General features: G+C 43.4%; 12 protein-coding genes. All 12 read right to left on the reverse strand.

Annotated elements, in window-relative coordinates:
* Nucleotides 1-76: 76 nt before the first annotated feature.
* Nucleotides 77-1996 (reverse strand): S-layer homology domain-containing protein, encoded by a 1920-nt coding sequence (locus tag AC2EXB_RS14915; protein ID WP_483602177.1) that lies wholly within the window; start codon nt 1994-1996, stop codon nt 77-79.
* 195 nt (nt 1997-2191) lie between these two features.
* Entirely contained in the window at nt 2192-3247 is a 1056-nt protein-coding gene (locus tag AC2EXB_RS14920; protein WP_483602178.1) for a C40 family peptidase, read from the reverse strand.
* A 220-nt stretch (nt 3248-3467) separates the two neighbouring features.
* Complete coding sequence (locus tag AC2EXB_RS14925) at nt 3468-5366, reverse strand: S8 family peptidase (protein ID WP_483602179.1); 1899 nt, start codon at nt 5364-5366, stop codon at nt 3468-3470.
* Nucleotides 5367-5614: 248 nt separating this feature from the next.
* Nucleotides 5615-6838: an ISL3 family transposase gene (locus AC2EXB_RS14930; RefSeq protein ID WP_483601566.1), complete on the reverse strand. Its 1224-nt coding sequence runs from the start codon at nt 6836-6838 to the stop codon at nt 5615-5617.
* Nucleotides 6839-6991: 153 nt separating this feature from the next.
* Nucleotides 6992-8458, reverse strand: a complete 1467-nt coding sequence (locus AC2EXB_RS14935; protein ID WP_483602180.1) for an N-acetylmuramoyl-L-alanine amidase — start codon at nt 8456-8458, stop codon at nt 6992-6994.
* Nucleotides 8459-8680: 222 nt separating this feature from the next.
* Nucleotides 8681-10864, reverse strand: a complete 2184-nt coding sequence (locus AC2EXB_RS14940; RefSeq protein ID WP_483602181.1) for a 5'-nucleotidase C-terminal domain-containing protein — start codon at nt 10862-10864, stop codon at nt 8681-8683.
* 98 nt (nt 10865-10962) lie between these two features.
* Nucleotides 10963-11439: a VanZ family protein gene (locus AC2EXB_RS14945; protein ID WP_483602182.1), complete on the reverse strand. Its 477-nt coding sequence runs from the start codon at nt 11437-11439 to the stop codon at nt 10963-10965.
* Between the two features lie 95 nt (nt 11440-11534).
* Nucleotides 11535-12947 carry an alanine/glycine:cation symporter family protein gene (locus AC2EXB_RS14950; RefSeq protein WP_483602183.1) on the reverse strand — a complete coding sequence of 471 codons (1413 nt, stop codon included), beginning with the start codon at nt 12945-12947 and terminating at the stop codon, nt 11535-11537.
* Between the two features lie 122 nt (nt 12948-13069).
* On the reverse strand, nt 13070-14104 hold the full coding sequence (locus tag AC2EXB_RS14955) for a CAP and S-layer homology domain-containing protein (RefSeq protein ID WP_483602184.1): 1035 nt from the start codon (nt 14102-14104) through the stop codon (nt 13070-13072).
* A gap of 134 nt (nt 14105-14238) precedes the next feature.
* Nucleotides 14239-15333: an amidohydrolase gene (locus AC2EXB_RS14960; RefSeq protein ID WP_483602185.1), complete on the reverse strand. Its 1095-nt coding sequence runs from the start codon at nt 15331-15333 to the stop codon at nt 14239-14241.
* Entirely contained in the window at nt 15334-16455 is a 1122-nt protein-coding gene (locus tag AC2EXB_RS14965) for a mandelate racemase/muconate lactonizing enzyme family protein (RefSeq protein ID WP_483602186.1), read from the reverse strand.
* Nucleotides 16456-16799: 344 nt separating this feature from the next.
* Entirely contained in the window at nt 16800-17756 is a 957-nt protein-coding gene (locus AC2EXB_RS14970; RefSeq protein WP_483602187.1) for a nuclease-related domain-containing protein, read from the reverse strand.
* Nucleotides 17757-17845: the final 89 nt, after the last annotated feature.

Consider the following 17845-nt stretch of genomic DNA (forward strand, 5'->3'; position numbering starts at 1 on the left):
TTCGTCAGCCAATCAACCATTATTTTAAAGCTAACAAAGATAAAAGGGGCAGCATCTGCTGACCCTTTTATCTTTGTTAATTTATTGGTGTGATAAACTCTTCTACTACCCAACCAATGCCATTGTATTTATCATCTTCGGCTGCTAAGTCCGAAACGATTTTATAACTTCCAGATTGTTTGCCTGTTATGATTACAGGATAACCAAATGCCCCATTGATTCCAAGATAGTTTCTGCCGAATTCATAAAGAAGCTTCCCGCCAGGGGCTGTTCGAACGTTTACACCAGGAAGATTTGTAATTCCCAATTTGTATTTATTCAAATCTTTTTTTCCTAGAGCCGCGTCGATGCGATACATGTGTCCAGCTACTTTGCCTCCCCATTCAGGATCCGATGCATACCTCACATTGATGCCGGTCGTTTTATTGCCCGGTGCTGCCCCGTTGTAATAACCACCATATAAAGTATCTGCGTAATTCTGGTCCATGTGCTGTCCAGCGAACGCTTGAATGCTTTCAGCCGGGGAACTGTACACTGTGCCATCATTGCTAGTATTATCGAATACTTCTACTCCGAATAGATTATTTTTCTCATGGGCTTTATCACTCGTACCATATTTGCTTTCGTGCATGGCTGCAGCAAGGATAAAGAGCCCATTGATGTTGTACTTCTCTTGCATTTCGATAATGAATTTTCCTTGCCCGAGAAGTTTCGAATTCTTTGTTTTTCCAAGTTCAGCAAGCTTTTTCACGATATAACGTTCCAACTCGTCTCCTGTATAACTCGTTTTCGAACGGATAGACTGATATTGGAAATATGGATAATGCGTGATTTCTGCCCCGCCATTTATCGGTTTAAAATGAACGCCATCTAAACTTGAATACTTCGCGCCATTGGCCATGCCACTTGGAGCGGGGCCTATTGAATAAGGAGCTTCATAACCCGCCGCTACATAATTGTACTGGTAATTCATCAATTCACCGTTGGAGTTAGTATAATAATTTTGTCTTTTAACCAGCTCTGCCGGCAAAAAATCCACTTCTTCTGGTTTAACAAAGCCAATTGTACCGCCAACCTGGACTTCGGCATACTGATCTGTCCCCGCAATAAAACGCATTTCCCGGCCGCGTTCTATATAAGTCAACTGTTTCGAGAAATCCCGGTCCTGATAAACTAGCGTTATATCCCCTTTAACTTCACCATTTACAATTGAAGTCTTGTCTCCGAATGCAACTCCTTCTTTAATCGTCACGATGGTGTTGCCTTTTAAAATCGCATCAGCTGATTTACTCGATTTGAAATCCGATAGCGCTGCTGTATAAGAGGCATACCCTTTTGAAGTCTGCACTGCCAGTCTATCATTTTCTGTTGTACCTAAATAATATGTATTCACATCTACTTTCTCAGATTCTTTTGCCTGCAAGAAGCGATAGATAAATGCTGCCGCTTGTTCACGGGTAGCGTAACCATTTGGTTTAAAACTGCCATCGTCATAACCTGAAACCATTTTATAGCTTGAAATGCTGTAGAGAGCTTTCAATACACCGGAGTTAATTTCTTTTTTATCAGTGAAATTTACGATGTTTTGCTGTGTATGCATTCCACTGTATTTCACTACCTCTTGGAGGGTCAAAACGACTTGAGCACGTGTAATATAATCATCCGGAGCAAAACGATCGGTCGCTACCCCTCTCATAATACCAGCAGAATATATCTTTGAAATTTCACTCTTCAAAGAATTTGATGCCCCTACATCTTTGAAAGGGTTTTTGCCATTTGGCAAATCCAATGCCCGGCTGATAAACGCCGCAAATTGCGCTCTTGTTACTTGATCTTTCCCGCCTAATGTCCCATCTATATATCCTGTAAGGATACCTCTTTTGACTATCTCATTCATCTCTTTTTCGAGAGAACTTGCTGCTTCACCTGGAGAAGCAAAACTTAAAAATCCAGAAATCGCTAAAAAAATTATGATTGTTTTGGTGAGTTTCTTCATAAAAACCTCCTCTTATTTTTTCCAATCCGTCTTTTCTTACACCCATTATAAGACGGTGGACACCTTTAATTGTAAACCATTCCCATGTTTAACAAAAGAAGAAAAGGGAAATAACATTCAACTTACAGCGGGAAACAACAAATATTTTTCAAAAGAAAAACCACCCGCTTTTAGCGGATGGTTTAGTATGATCTATTATTTCACGTTCATGGCGCTATAAAGTGCTGCTGCAAATTCTGCACGATCAGCATCTGAATCTCCATAATAGCGAGAAGTTTGGAACACTTTTGTTTGATCAATTGCTTTTAATGTAATAATTGGTTTATGTGCCCAGTATGTTGGTTTTACGTCCAAGTATTTTACAGAAGCTGTTTGAGCTTGAATGCCTTCAGATTTTGATATTTCAAATGCTCTTTCTAAAATTACAGCTAATTGTGTTTTTGTTAACGTATCATACATTCCATAAGCACCATTCGTATATCCTTGTAAAATTCCAGCTTCATTCATTGCTGCAATATCTTTAGCGAAACTATGGCTTGCTGATACATCCTTAAATTGAATGCCTTTACTTGGTTTCAATTTTAATACGCGATTGATCATAGCTGCTGCTTGCCCACGAGTGACTTCTTCGGATGGACGGAAGTCCTGTTTTTCAAATCCATTTATGATGCCTGAAACATTTAAGCTCTTAATAGCGTCATAAGCAGGATGAGAAGTTTTCACATCGACAAAGTTACCGTTTGTAACTGGTGGCAATGGTTTTGGCTCTGCTTTTACTGGAGCTGCGCTTTGAACGCTGCTCAAGCGTTTAGCACCTGCATATTTAGGTCCCCAATAAGGATTCGTGTTAATATTTGAAACTTTGACTCCGCCGCTTTCAGCAGAGACTACATTGCCGTCACCTAAGTATATTCCGGTATGCGAAATGCCTTTTTTATATGTATTTGCGAAAAATACAAGATCACCTTTTTGCAGGTTGCTTTTTGATACGGATGATCCAACGTTATATTGTTCTGCTGAAGTTCGTGGCAATGAAATTCCGAAATGATTGAAGACATATCGGATGTAGCCTGAACAATCAAACCCTGAAGGTGTTGTTCCTCCAAATTTATAAGGGGTGCCTTTAAATTTCAAAGCGTATGTTGCAATATCATCTGGTGTTGCTCCACTGGCATCGGCTTTAGTTGTCATAAACGGACTAGCTGTTATCAATAGGACAGCAATCATCATTAGTATAATACGTTTTTTCAATTCGTCACCTCTAAGTAAGTTTGGCGATTCAAAGTGTTGATCAGACACTGAATCTTTCTGTTTTCTTGACCTGGTTTAGATTCTAACAGAGAATGTGACAATATTAGGTTACGGTTTTATTACAGTTGTGTAACATTGACTATTTTTAGGTTTAAGATTTAGGAAATTTGGTAATTAAAAAGAGTTTGCGCCTGATTAATCAGGCGCAAACTCTTTTAGTTTAATCTATAAAAGTTGAATTCTCAGCCCTAGCTAAAAATACGCTGAAACTGTATCTATTCATAAACTTCGATGGTTCAAAACTCGTTGGTGTGAAACCATTTGTAATTTTTTGTTGGGTAATAGCTTTAATCGCTTCGTAAGCAGCCTGTTCAGGATAAACATCACTGAACGGCATTGCGATATCGGGATTTAGCTCAAACTGGTACGTGTTCTGGATTAATAAAGCCATTTCAGCCCTTGTCACCTTTTGAGTAGGTTTAAAGCTTCCATCCGGGAAACCGGAAATCATTCCTTTTTCGTAAGCTGATTGAATATAACCGGAAGCGGTATTATTGATACCTACGTCTTTAAACACAGTCTTCCTTCCTTTTCCATCAAGCCCTTGGGATTTTCCAAGCATGATGATCGCTTCAGCCCGCGTAATTTCTTTTGTCGGTTTAAAAGTCCCATCCAAGTAGCCCGACATAATATTTTTGGTATAAAGGAAACTGATATGAGGAGCATACCATTGTTTCATAGTCAGATCTGGGAAAGCCGGTTCTTTTACATTCGCAGTAATCGTTTCTGTCTTTAAAGTTCCTTTAGCGTCTGTATAAGTGAAAGTGAATTTGTAGTTGCCCTTAGTCCTGTATAAAATCCAAGTTCCTGCTGCATTTTCTTTCAGTACCGTACTTCCTTCAGCCATCTTCCAATTCTTTGCTAACTCTTTGTTTTTCAACTTCAATTCGATTTGGCCTTTTGTAATTTTCGTTTCAATTAAAGGCAAAGTCTTTATCTCTTTTTCATATTGTACCAACCCAAAACCGAACACTTCGTCACGTCCAGTTTTTCCTAAATCTTTCGCTGTCGTTTGGAGAATTTCACGCAATTTCAAGTTTGAGAGTCCAGGATGTTGTTCTTTATATAATGCCAAAACCCCAGTTACATGAGGAGCCGCCATAGATGTGCCCGTGAGCTGGCGATACCCATCAACTACATAGTCCCAATCATCTAATTCTATTGGGTACGTACTATAAATATCCACACCAGGCGCTGCCAATTCCATCGTTGGCCCTATAGAAGAATTTTCATTTCTTGCTAAATTGTTATTCACTGCGCCGACAGCAATTACTGAAGAATATTTCGCGGGATACGTCATGGTATCCATTTGTCCAGTGCCGCCTTCATTTCCAGCTGCAGAAACAATAACCATCCCTTGGTCATATGCTTTTTTGAGCATCATTTCAAGAGGTTGATCGTTAACTGAAATGGAGAGGCTCAAATTCAAGATATCAATCTTATTTTGAATTGCCCATTCTACTCCTTTAGTAATCTGGGCAGTGGAGCCTCCGCCTTTATTGTTCATCGCTTTAATGGCAAACAACTTAACATCTGGAGCTAAACCGATGATTCCTTTGTTGTTCTTTTGAGCAGCAATAATTCCTGCAACATGCGTGCCATGTCCGAAATTATCATCATAAGGGATATTATCGGCACAAACGACAGCAGTACAAACGCCACCAGCAACTTTTATATCTGGGTGTTCTGTGTCGATTCCAGTATCAAGAACCGCTACTCGCACACCTTTCCCTGTATAGGGAGCAGCTTGTTTAGGCGCACCTTTTACTAAAGAAAAGGATGGGGATACTTCATCTGCCGTAGTTTCATATTTCCGGTTCGGGTAAATTTCAGCGCTTGAGAATTGCTCCTGTAAAGCGGCCTTTTCTGACTCGCTCAGCTTCAATTCAACAAGGGGGATTTCTTCAAACTCCTCTTTTACAGCTCCGTATTTTATTTTGATTTCTTCTAATTGATCTTTATCAGCATAAATCAAATATGTATCCGATTCTTCGGCAAAAATATGGGAAGGCAGAAATAGGAAAGCAAATAATAAGGTAAGTAAGCCAACGCGTTTCATGGTGACGATCCCTCTTTTCTCAGTATATTTCTCATCATACCCTAAGCAAGATTATAAAAAACCGGACAAAAGATAGAAAAACGTATTTTTTTAACATTATTATTATTAATTTAAAATAAAAAACTTGCTTTTGTTATTTTCATAGGTATTTGATACAGCTGACTTATCTAAATAGGACTAGAAAAGTGAAAATGTTAAAAAAATCGGTTCTCCGTCAAATGTTGGGGTGAGGTGAAATCTTCCTCACCCTAACCAACGTGAACTCCCATATTCTTATACTTGTGTGTCAGTAGTATTTTGGCGCGGGCGCGTTCGAAATTCTGAAAGCCGAACGCGTTCCGCTTAATCACTTTTGTCAGGTTATTGATGCCTTCCAAGAAACCATTGGAATACTTGAACGAGAAGCTGTTCAAGATTTCCGTCTGCCAGTTTCGGAAGGTGCCCATGGCTTTCTGGAACTCGGGAATGCCCGCTTGTTCCACCAGCCGATAAAATTCCAGCAACGCTTCTTTGGTCTTGAGGATTTCCTCGGGATCTCTTTTTTTGCTTGCCTGAAACCACCTGCAATACGCTTCCTTCAGTTCGTATGCTCGTTTGAGCTCCTCATCCATTTCAAGATACCGCTTCAAGTACCAACGGTCCTTTTCGGTTAACTTCTCACTGTTTTTGTAAAAGACGTAGCGCATCCGTTTGCCTTTTTTGCGGTCATAGTCGTTCCAACTTTTCTGCACGCGTCTGCGGACCGCGTCCAGCGCCCAGTAAATGTACCGGCAGAAGTGGAAGCGATCGGCGATGATCACCGGTTTGCCGAGTGCTTTTTTGACCGCGGCTTTAAAGGAATGGCTCATGTCCATGACGACGATTTCCACCGCAGCTCCGTGCTGTTGGAGATACTGTTTGATCGTCTCTTTTTTCCGGTTGGGCAGGATATCGATCGGTTCTCTCGTTTCGCCATCGGCGATAATCAGTTGGTACTTTCCTTCACGGGTGTCGCCTTTGTATTCGTCGATGGCGATCACACGCGGTAATTTTGCGGTTTCAGTAACTTCCTGGAGCGCCACCAGATCGAAACGCCGAACGATGGTCGAAGCGGAAGCGCCGTATTGTCCGGCCACTTCCTTGAACGTTTTCGCCTTGACGCTGCGCACATGAACCGCTTGGTTCCACTCTTTTGAGAACCGTTGATAGCGATCGATGAATGAATTCTTCTCGGCAAATTTCTTGCCACACGCCCCGCAAGCATAACGTCTTTTCTTGTAAAACAGGTAGGTCAGCCGTTCAAACCATTTCAGGTGCTTAATCTTTTGGATGCGGTAATCGTGGACACGCCGGGTCTTTTCCTGGCAGCGCGGACAGCTTTGGGCCCCCACCTCCAACTCCACATGTAGCGCCACACGGTCCTCCACTTGTTCCATTTTCGTTATTTTCACATCTTCTAATCCGGGAAATTTCATGGTAAAATTCAAGTGCACGCATCTCCTCTTCTTTACTTGTTATTCGACATTTCAAGTATAAAAGAATTTGGAGATTGCGTGTCTTTTTTTGGGCCGAATTGTTTCAACACCCCAACAATTAGTGTAGAACCAAAAAATCCCGCTAAGCAATTGCTTGGCGGGATTTAAGGATTAATGAAGTTTTTTGGCTGGAGATCCGCTCACTGTGTTGTAGTAAGGCAGGATATCGGTACGCCCTTCATAATTATAGAAGTAATCAAGTGTTCCAAGGAATAAGGCTCTGCCCATTTTCTTGCGTTCTGCTTCTGACTTGATGTATTGGATGTCTTTTGAGCTATCGATGAAGCCCATTTCCACTAAGGCCGCTGGAACGGTATTTTGACGAAGTACCGCGAAGTTGCCTGAATGGTTATTTGGGTTAACGCCTCGGTCTCTCAAGGTTGGCCAAGCTTCCATCATACGGTTCTGCAAGTAGATAGCTAAAGCGCGAGATTGTTTCACATTCGGATTATTTGCTGCAGTTTTTGCGTAGTAATACGTTTCCTGCCCATTCGCTGTTCCGTTAAATGCATTGGTATGAAGGCTGACAAAAATATCGCCGCCATTTTTCGATGCAAATTTCGCGCGGTCGCTCAATTCCATGAATGTATCGCTTGTACGCGTCATTTTCACATTGATTGGGGTTTTATCAAAATAAGCTTTGGTGTGAAGCCCGATATTCAATACTACGTTCTTCTCCATAAAGCCGTTGCCGATACCGCCTGAATCCTGTTTGCCATGCCCTGGATCAAGGATGACCGTCAAGTCACTGCCGCCAATCGGTGCTGGGCTTGGCAATACAGCCCCTGGTTTTGAAGTTGATAGATAACTTGTCGCTACATAGCCGACCACACCATTTACACGGATATGGGACCATCCATTAGAAGTTGTTGCGACTCCGACTGCCGTACCGCTTTTCAGTTTGCTGATTATAGCCCCTGAATTGCTTGGCGCTGAACGCATATTTAATGTATCAGATCCTGTGTTTACATACATCGTCGTGCTGAATGAAACTTCGCCCGGCTTGACGCGGAAACTTCCATTCAAGCTGCGCGCTACAAATACAGAGAAATCTGCACGAATAATTCTTGTTTCTGCTCCAAACGAGCCATTGGGAAAGCCTTGAGCAATTCCTTGATTCATTAAAACTGCAGCAGAAGTCGCTACTGAAGTTCCTCCTAAATTGAATGCACGATTCAATAACAGAGCCATCTCTCCGCGATTTAAAATATTATTTGGACGGAAAGTCCCATCAGCATAGCCAGAAATAATTTTTCTGTTTACTAGTTCTGTAATATAGCCCGAAGCCATATTATTCGAACCCACATCTTTGAACTTTGTGGCTTTTTTAGTGCCATCCAAATTCAATGATCTTCCTAACATCGCTGCTGCTTCGCCGCGTGTCACTTGCTTTGAAGGATTAAAGTTTCCGTCTTTATAACCGTTAACAATACTCTTATCCACTAAGTATGTAATTTCCTTATAGGCACGATGGGTCGTTCCAATATCTTTAAAATTCGTACTTGCATTCGCTTGGCTGTAAGGGACTAATATCGAGGCAATTAATGCAAAACACAGCATCATAATCCATTTCTTCAAATCTCATTTCCTCCTAGGTTTAGTTCTCTTCACATACCTTAACCCAGTTTATTGAAAATTTCTATGTATCATTTGGTCTAATTCGACATTTCTCCCTGACTTTTAGATATCTCGTATAGGTAAAAAGAAATAAAGCCCAACCTCGGCATGAGGTTGGGCTTTTGATTTTAATAATTTCTTCATATCTCTGCCATTTAACTTTTACAATTAATTGAAAAGAAATTAATTAGCTGCAGCTGGATTTACATCCACGATGCGGCCTTCTGTTTTCGGTGTAACTGTACCGATTCTTTCCAATTCTTCTCTCAAGTTTTCCCAATCTGAAAGGCCTAGGTCTGTTACGCGCCCTTCTTCATAAGCTTTAGCAAAACCATCGAAGCCATCGCCGCCTTTAGCAGTGAAAGCATTTGTTGCCACTATATAAGATGTTTCGTCTGCAATAGCTGTCAACGTACCATCAGCATTTTTCAATGAGATTGAAACGATGCGCTCGCCTGCCGGTTTAGAAGAATCGAATTTCACTTCTGCTCCAGATACGTGCAGGAATCCGCCATTTTCTTTCGGATACTGGCCAACACTTATTTCAAATGCATCTTTAAGTTCTGCACCTGTGACTTTCATCGTTGCCAATGTATTTCCGAATGGAAGAACTGTGATGATTTCACCAACAGTGATCGGTCCAGCATCAATTCCCGCACGGATTCCGCCGCCGTTCTGGAATGCCATTACGACATCTTTGTTGTATGTTTTCGCTTTAGTCAACATCCCGTCCGTAATGATGTTTCCAAGAGCTGTTTCGTTTTTACGGACGCTTGGTGCTGCTGGGTTTTCACCTGTACGCGGTGTTTCAAGAGCAGCTGCTGCAATCGCTTTTGTTTCAGTTTCCGAAACTTTTTTCACGCCTTCTTTGTAAGGTGTCAATACTTTCAACGCTTCTGCGTCTTCAGCCAGCTTGCCGATTTCGATCAATTCACCTTCATGGCTTACGACAACGCCTTTGTTGTCGAATGTAATGTCCAATGTCCCTAAGTTTTCACCGTATTGGCCCGTTTGGACAATCACAGTCGGCTCTTCTTTCGTCCCTGCAACGACCGGTTCAGCCAATTTCGTATGGCTGTGTCCGCCGACGATTACGTCAATTCCTTGGACCCCTTTTGCCAATTCCAAATCGTTGTCGATTGTCGGATTGTCATCATAGCCGATATGCGTAAGTGCGATGACTTTGTCGACGCCCATTTTCTTGAATTCATTGACCATGTCCTGCGCTTCTTTGATGTAGTCCTCATCAAACGAAACCAGCTCCGGGCTCGCGATGTCTTCCGTTTCTTTCGTCGTCAAACCGAAAATCCCCACTTTTTCGCCGTTTACTTCTTTGACGATGCCTGTGTAGATATTCGCTTTTTCAGGTGCAGAAGAAATTTTTGTTTGGAATAAACCATCGAATAATGGATCTTTCGAGAAATCTACGTTAGCTGAAACGAACGGGAAGTTCGCTGCTTTCACGAATTCCTGCAATGCTTTATGGCCGTCAGGAGATGAACCCAAGTCGAATTCATGGTTCCCGAACGTCATTGCGTCGAAATTCATCAGTTTCATCAATGCAAGATCCGCTTGCCCTTTGTATTCATTGAAGTAAAGCGTTCCAGAGAATACATCCCCCGCATGAAGCAATAGAGAATTCGGGTTTTCTTTGCGGAATTCTTTTGTAGCCGTCACTAATTTCGCTGCATCATCCAAATGGGCATGCGTATCGTTCAGGTGCATCAATGATAGTGAGAATGTATCATCTTCTAAAAGGAGTTTCGCTGTACGGTGAAGGAAAAGGGCTGCTTCACCGCGCGTTACTGCCGCATCTGATCCAAATTGTGTAGCGGTCTTGCCGTTTGTCAGTTGACTTTTCACCAAAGCGTCTACGTATTTTGCAAAACGCTCGTTAACATCTGTAAATTGCGTTTTCTTCACTTTATCGTCAATATCCAGTCCTGCAGCAGTTGCCAGGATTTTTGCTGTTTCGTTGCGTGTCAAGAGATCGGTAGCGCCAAAACGCTTCGCCGATTTCCCATCGATGAATCCTTTTTCCGCCAAGGCATCCACTGCCCATTTTGCTCGGGGCGCAACATCCGTAAACCCAGAATCTGCATACTTACCGCTTGAAGTGTAGCCGAGTGCGCTGGCAATCATGACTGCCGCATCTTGGCGCTTCACGCTGTGTTGTGTTCCATAAGTAGTTGCTGTTTCACCTTTTACGATTCCGAGATCAAACAAAAATTGAACGGCTTCTGTATAACGGTCCGGCACATCAGTAAATTTCATCTCTGCCGCTGATGCTGGTGAAACCGCTGTTGCCACTGCCGCGATCGCTACTGCTGAAGCAACAAACTTTTTGCTTTTCAAGACATTTGTCATGTGTTCTTTTCCTCCTTAGGGAATGGGTTTTCTCATGCATCTCTACTTTACCAAATTTGTGACTTACGTTCTATAGAATTTGCGTAATTTTTACAATCTTACAACATGGAATGTTGTTCTTTTCTCCTAGCTTTTATTTTCCGGAATAAAAGTAGGCAGCTGAGCGCAATGACTGCACCCGAAATGTCGAGTAAAACATCCGCGGCCATCGGGCTTCTGCCGCCAGTTAGCGCCTGATGCCATTCATCCAAAACAGCAATCATTGCTGTTGCCGGCAAAGCGAGCCACCCCATTTTCTTCGGCAACATATTGGCGATGGCCAGTGCGATGAGCCCAAAAATGGCTACGTGTGCCCCTTTTCTTAAAAAGAATTCAATGAATAAATAATAGCCCCTTTCTTCAATGGAGATGACACTTCCCCAATACGTAATTTCCACTGTGCTGAACAAGGAGTAAAACGGCATGGAAGGAAAGTATTTTTCGAGCATGGGAATCAATGATTGCTGTTCATAGGTTTGGCTTGAGGAGATAAATAATACAATAAATAGGGCGAGGACAATTAATAATTTTTTCATATGTAAATTGTATCATCAGTTCACGGTATTTTTACATTTTTTTCCGTAAAAAAGCACATCTGCAATTTGCTGATGTGCTTTTGTTGAAATTTTTATTAATCTCGATTATGTTCTCCCCAACATTCGGTGTTCTTTAAGCCAGGGATATTTTTCGCAAAGAATTCCGGATTCTTGCCGGCTTTTCGCTGGCTCGTGTAATCATTCAGTACTTTGAATGCCGTCTTCCCAAGAATTGCAATGACGGCCAAGTTGAGAACAGCCATCAGCCCCATGAACAGATCGGCCATATTCCAAACCAATTCGACTTTCGCCAAGGCACCGAACATGACCATCGCCAATACACCGACGCGGTAAGCAGTCAACCAATTTTTATGGGCATTGATGAATTCGATATTCGTTTCCCCATAATAATAATTTCCGATAATTGAACTGAAAGCGAAGAATAGAATCGCACCTGCCAAGAAATAAGGCGCCCAATCCCCAACATGCGCGTTAAGTGAGGCTTGAGTCAAAAGGATGCCTTCCTGTTCGCCAGTTTTGTAGACTCCAGCTAAAATGATGATAAACGCTGTCGCTGAACAAATCACAATCGTATCGAAAAAGACGCCAAGGCTTTGCACAAGCCCTTGCTTCGCCGGATGCGAAACATTGGCAGATGCGGCAGCATTCGGAACTGAACCCATACCGGCTTCGTTTGAGAACAAACCGCGGCGAACCCCTTGCATGATCGCAATACCGATTGCTCCGCCTGCAGCTTCTTCAAGCCCAAACGCACTTTTCACAATTAATGAAAAGACGGCGGGAATTTCAGTGACATTCATAATAATGACGTATAATGCCACTAAAATATAAAGAATGGCCATAACCGGAACCAATACTTGCGTAACGCTTGCAATCCGTTTAACTCCGCCGAAAATGACCAAAGCAGCTAAAATGACCAAAGCGACGCCGACTGTCCAATCTGGAATGTTGAAGACATCCCCGAATGATGCGGCAATCGTGTTGGATTGTACAGAATTAAAGATGAATCCAAATGCCAAAGTTAAAAGGATGGCAAAAATGATGCCGAGTTTACGGTTGCCTAGCGCCATTTGCATATAATAGGCAGGGCCTCCACGGAATTGGTCTCCATCTTTAATCTTGTAGACTTGCGCTAATGTACTTTCCACAAAAGCGGTCGCCATCCCGATTAATGCTACAATCCACATCCAGAAAACGGCACCTGGTCCACCGATAGCAATGGCGAGTGCCACTCCCGTGATATTCCCTGTCCCTACGCGGGAAGCTGTAGAAATCGTAAATGCCTGGAACGCGGAAACTCCGCTTTCTCCGTCTTTTTTCTCCGTGATGACACGGAACATTTCACCAAACAAACGAATCTGCACAAATTTTGTGCGGATGGTAAAGTAAACGCCAAGCCCTAATAAGAGCGCAATCAGTATGTACGTCCATAATAAATCATTGCCTTCATTGACAATCCAATTTAAGCCATCGATAAATGCATCCATATTAAATCTCCTCTTATTCGTTTTGTAAATATGTATCTATACCCTAATATACCAGTGAGAAACGGATTGCTTATGTATTTGTAAAAGTGAAAAAATCCTCTGGCAAAAGAGGATTTTCCACTTTAGTTGATCGCGAAGAGATGGACCCAATACGGAATGCCATCTTCGTCTTCAACGTAGCCCACTCCGATCGATGTGTAATCCGGAAGCAGAATATTGTCTTTATGTCCTTTTGATTCCATCCAGGCATCCATTGTTTCGCGGGAAGATGCATAGCCAAGCGCGATATTCTCCCCTACCTGGTTGGTCGGATAGCCAAAATGCACAGCCATTACCGAAGGTTTGCCATAAAGCGGGGAAACGTGGTCGAAATAGCCATTGTCCACCATATCTTCCGCTTTCAATTGGGCGATTTTCGATAACACCGGATCTTCCTTAACCATCTTCAGTCCTTTTTTCGCCCGTTCTTTATTGACCATGGCGATTGTGTCGAAAGCGACTGAATTGATGCCGGAATACAATTTCAAGTCAGCGTCATAAGTAATGGATTTTTCTTTGACGCGCTGATTGAATTTAAGTGACCGTTCCGTAAATGCTGCTAGCTGCGCCCGTGTTACCGAAGCTCCCGGCTGGAATGTCGTACGAGTTACGCCGTAGGAAATGCCGACTTCAGCAATTGTGATGATGTAATCATGTGCCCAAAAATCTTTAGGTACGTCCTGATAAGATTCCAAGTGATTGGAATCCACTTTGATGCCAAAACCTTTGATGAGGATCTTCGCCATCTGCGCCCGCGTCAATGCCGCTTCCGGATTAAAAGAGCCGGCATCTGAAAAGACTCCTTTTTCCGTTAGCGCATTGATCTCTTTGTAGGCGTAATGTGAAGTGGGAACATCTCTGAATTTCGCTTTAAAGCTGGTTTTTCCATCAATTTTCAAGGCTTTCGCCAAGATCATTGCTGCCTGTGCCCGCGTGATTTCTTGATTAGGCTTGAAACTTCCATTGGAATAACCTGTTAAGATTCCTGAATCAGATAGCGTATGAACAGAATGATATGCCCAATGCTTTTTTGATAAATCGGTGAAATGATGTGCACTAACCGTCATTGGCATGAGAAATAGGAAGAGGATAATGGCAGCTGACAGGTATTTTTTCATTCATACACCGCCCTTTCTTTGATGTTATTGCCCAGGAAATAGTTGGTTTTTCGATGCGTATTATTTCTATACCCATTTTCACATGCTTTTTACACCAAAATATTAAAAAAGTCCTTTATTTTAACAAAAATAAATTATGTTCTTTTAATTGTTTCTGCAAGTACGCGTGCACCGATATCGAGCGCGCCGTGGTTGAATTCCATATCCGGATGATGCAGCCCCGGACTCAAGTCCGCACCGATCCCTAGCATGGCCGCTTTCAATTCCGGCTTTTTAATCGTATAGAAATGGAAATCATCCGCCCCCGTCGTATCGATAGGGGCAGCCGTCTGCTCATCCCCAATAACGGCACGGATTGCTTCTTCTGCGATAGCCCTTGCCTCTTCTGACACTTCAGCTGCCGGTGTATAATCCGTCCACTCCCATTCCAGGTCTATCTCGTGGAGCATTTTAATCGATTCAAAGCCGTTATCGATCCGGCTACGGAGTTCGTCCATCAACCCATTTGACTGGGAACGGACATCGAGTGCGAAGATCGCATTTCCTGGGATGATATTCAAGCTGTTTCCGCCCGCTTGGATATTCGTCAGTTTCACCGAATACGATTCAAATGGCGAGAAATAAATGGTTTTGATAAATTGATGGATTGCCGCGATGACGTCAATGGCATTGCTGCCCTGATGCGGCCGTGCACCGTGGGCATCGCTTCCGCTAATCTTCCCTTTCAGGAAAATACCTGAACCGTGATGGATGGCCGGTGCGACTTTTCCAAATGGCAGTTCTTCGATCGGGCGCAAATGGACGCCGTATAGATGGGAGACCTCATTAAGTGCGCCTCGCTCAATCATGGCAAGCGAACCGTTCCCTTGCTCTTCTGCCGGCTGGAAGATAAAACGCACACGTTTCGTTAGCGTTTCTTCTTTCAAATACAGAAGCGCACCGAGCACCATTGCCATATTCGCATCATGTCCACACGAATGGTTGGCTTGGACCGTACCCTTCACTTCTTGCCAAAGTGCATCGATGTCCGCCCGTACAGCGATGACATCTTGCCCTTCGCCAATCTCAGCAATCAATCCGGTGACGTCTTTGAATGTCTTGTAGGGAACATCTAACTCTTCCATGATTTCCGCCAATTTTTTCGTGGTCTCGATTTCTTTCCAGCTCACTTCCGGATGTGTATGGAAATGTTGAAAGTATTCCTGGATTTCCGTTTGGTGGTTCGTCATTCAAGCACCTCCTTCAACGACGCAAGAAGCAGTCGTCAGCTTTTCCAATTGTGCCTCGTTTATTTCAATGCCAAGCCCTGGATTGTCCGATAGATGAACGTTCGGCAATTGGTAATTTAAATTGCCGATCTCTTCTTTGAAGAGGAGCGGCCCGGTCAGTTCGGAACTTTGGATGTTGCGGCGCGCCATCACCGCATGGTAGCCGGCTGCAGATCCTACTGAAGATTCAACCATCGATCCGATCTGCGCGATGATGCCTGCGCTTTCTGCCGCTTTTGCCATTTGGATAGCCGGGAAGATTCCACCCGACTTCATCAGCTTGATGTTGATATAGTCAGCGGCTTGGAGCTGGATGATTTCGAGTACATCTTCCATCGTCTGGACGCTTTCGTCTGCCATGATCGGCGTCGACGTTTTCCGGCGGACTTCAGCTAATCCACGGATATCGCCCATCCGGATCGGCTGCTCGATCCATGTGAGCTGCGCTGCATCGAGCTGATTGATCACTTGTACTGCGTGCCCGACTGTTTTCCACCCTTGATTGACATCGATCCGAATCGGCATCGATTTCCCGACCGCTTCACGTACCGCGTAGATGCGCGCGATGTCTTTCGCTGAATCGGGTCCGCCCACTTTTAGTTTCAAGCTGCTAAAGCCTTGATCTACTGCAAGCTTCGCTTTTTCCGCCATGACGGCCGGCTCTTCAATGCTTAAAACTTTCGGGTATTGAAGCTGCTCGTGTGCGCGTCCGCCGATCAAGTTGTAGATCGGCTGGTTCGCCGCTTTTCCCATCAAGTCGTAGCAAGCGATATCAATCGCCGCTTTCGCCGCCTGGTTGCGGACAATCGCACTGTTCATGAGGTGATGGATGTGTTCAATATCGAACGGGTTTTGCCCGATAATCTGCGGAATCAAAACCGTCCGCAAAATTTCGTACGCTCCCGCTACTTGTTCACCGGTCACATGCTCGTCCGGCACCGCTTCCCCGTAGCCGACCAGCCCCGTGTCCGTTTCAAGTTTGACGATGATCGCCGGCATGTTCGGGTACGTAGCGTAGGAAATGATAAATGGTTCTTTTAATGGAAATTCAACTGCGTGGATATGTGCTTTCGTAATTTTCAACGCTTTTGCCCCCTTGGTTTATGTATAAGGTAAATTGTACACAGGATAATTGTTCGGAACAATGAGGATTCAGTAGGGTTTAGGGTGGTGGAGACGGTGATTTGTAAGGCTGGGAATATTTTCTTCATGAAGTAGGAGGGTTTGTTCTTACATTATCTCAGTTTGTTCTTACACTATTTTAATTTATTCTTACACTATACCGCGTTCTTCTGACACTATTTTATTTTCTTCTTACATACCCACGTTTTAACCCTTAGATGCCTAAGCCAGCTGCTTCGCAACCGGCCCTTGGTTCGCTTGCAGCGAACGAAAAATAAAAAACCTCCACAAAACATGCAGAGGTTTTATTGCCGTTTAAGATTTTCTTTTGGTTGATAGGTGCGAAAACATCGACTGCCGGATTCCTCTAGTTCCATAATTTTCAGTATACGCCTAGCAGTATCCGGGTCCCTTAATCCAAGGAAATTCATGCATTCTTTTGCAGTGATGGTCGATTTGAAAATCATAAACCATTCATCTAGCGCTTTTAAATGCGCATCTCCGCTAAAATAATTACAGGTTTTGCAATGCCATCTGCGGGTAATCTTATTCATCTTTTTCACCCGACACTGTTCGCAAAACACACCGCTTTCTATCTCGTGGAAAGCTATATTGAATTTGGGGGCTAGCGGAAAAGGTTGATAGGGTTGGTGCATGGAGAGGAGGAGTTGTCCGATGGCATTCATTTGCTCGAGGGTAATAAGGGGCTCCGTACTTTGGAATCGATGCAGCTGGACCATCACTTCGTCGGCTTTCCACACATTTACACCGGGCGGTACACCCTCCATTGTCTGGGACGGATAAGCGAGGACGATGGCCGTTTCAATTTTCAATGGATAACTGAAGCGCTTCAGCACCTTCTCCATTTTGATCTTGGCTGTTTCCGCTTGTACCACCGGACTTTTATACGTTTTTTCTTGGCCATTTGCCAAGGTTTGATGCAAACCGCTCGGATTCGTGGTGAGACGCAGCTTCCCGGACATGTTTTTCACTTCTAAAATCATCAAGAAACTTTGTGTAATCAATAAGGTATCGATTTGAATTTTCTCGGGCAAACTTAAATCGTGGATGAATAGATGCGGATAGGGCGGATCGAAGAACTCCAGTATTTCGTCTAATCGTTCTTCTCCCCCCATTCCCGCTTGAGCTCCTTTCAGGACGTCAGAGATTGTATTTCTCATTGGATGTTGGAATGACATCCGCCTCAATAGAGCTTCGTATCCTTCAATTTTGATTGGCTTTTCCCTGTGTTTAATGATCATATTTCACACCTCCTTCTGTAAGTGTAGCAGGTAGCCTTATTGCATTCCATAAATATCCAAATCCCATTTTTGATCACGATATACGGGGC

This window comes from Planococcus alkaliphilus, assembly GCF_057031095.1.

Coding starts and splice junctions, on each gene's coding strand:
- AC2EXB_RS14915 (WP_483602177.1), bottom strand. CDS start 1,996: ATGAAGAAACTCACCAAAACAATCATAATTTTTTTAGCGATTTCTGGA.
- AC2EXB_RS14925 (WP_483602179.1), bottom strand. CDS start 5,366: ATGAAACGCGTTGGCTTACTTACCTTATTATTTGCTTTCCTATTTCTG.
- AC2EXB_RS14940 (WP_483602181.1), bottom strand. CDS start 10,864: ATGACAAATGTCTTGAAAAGCAAAAAGTTTGTTGCTTCAGCAGTAGCG.
- AC2EXB_RS14945 (WP_483602182.1), bottom strand. CDS start 11,439: ATGAAAAAATTATTAATTGTCCTCGCCCTATTTATTGTATTATTTATC.
- AC2EXB_RS14950 (WP_483602183.1), bottom strand. CDS start 12,947: ATGGATGCATTTATCGATGGCTTAAATTGGATTGTCAATGAAGGCAAT.
- AC2EXB_RS14955 (WP_483602184.1), bottom strand. CDS start 14,104: ATGAAAAAATACCTGTCAGCTGCCATTATCCTCTTCCTATTTCTCATG.
- AC2EXB_RS14960 (WP_483602185.1), bottom strand. CDS start 15,333: ATGACGAACCACCAAACGGAAATCCAGGAATACTTTCAACATTTCCAT.
- AC2EXB_RS14970 (WP_483602187.1), bottom strand. CDS start 17,756: ATGATCATTAAACACAGGGAAAAGCCAATCAAAATTGAAGGATACGAA.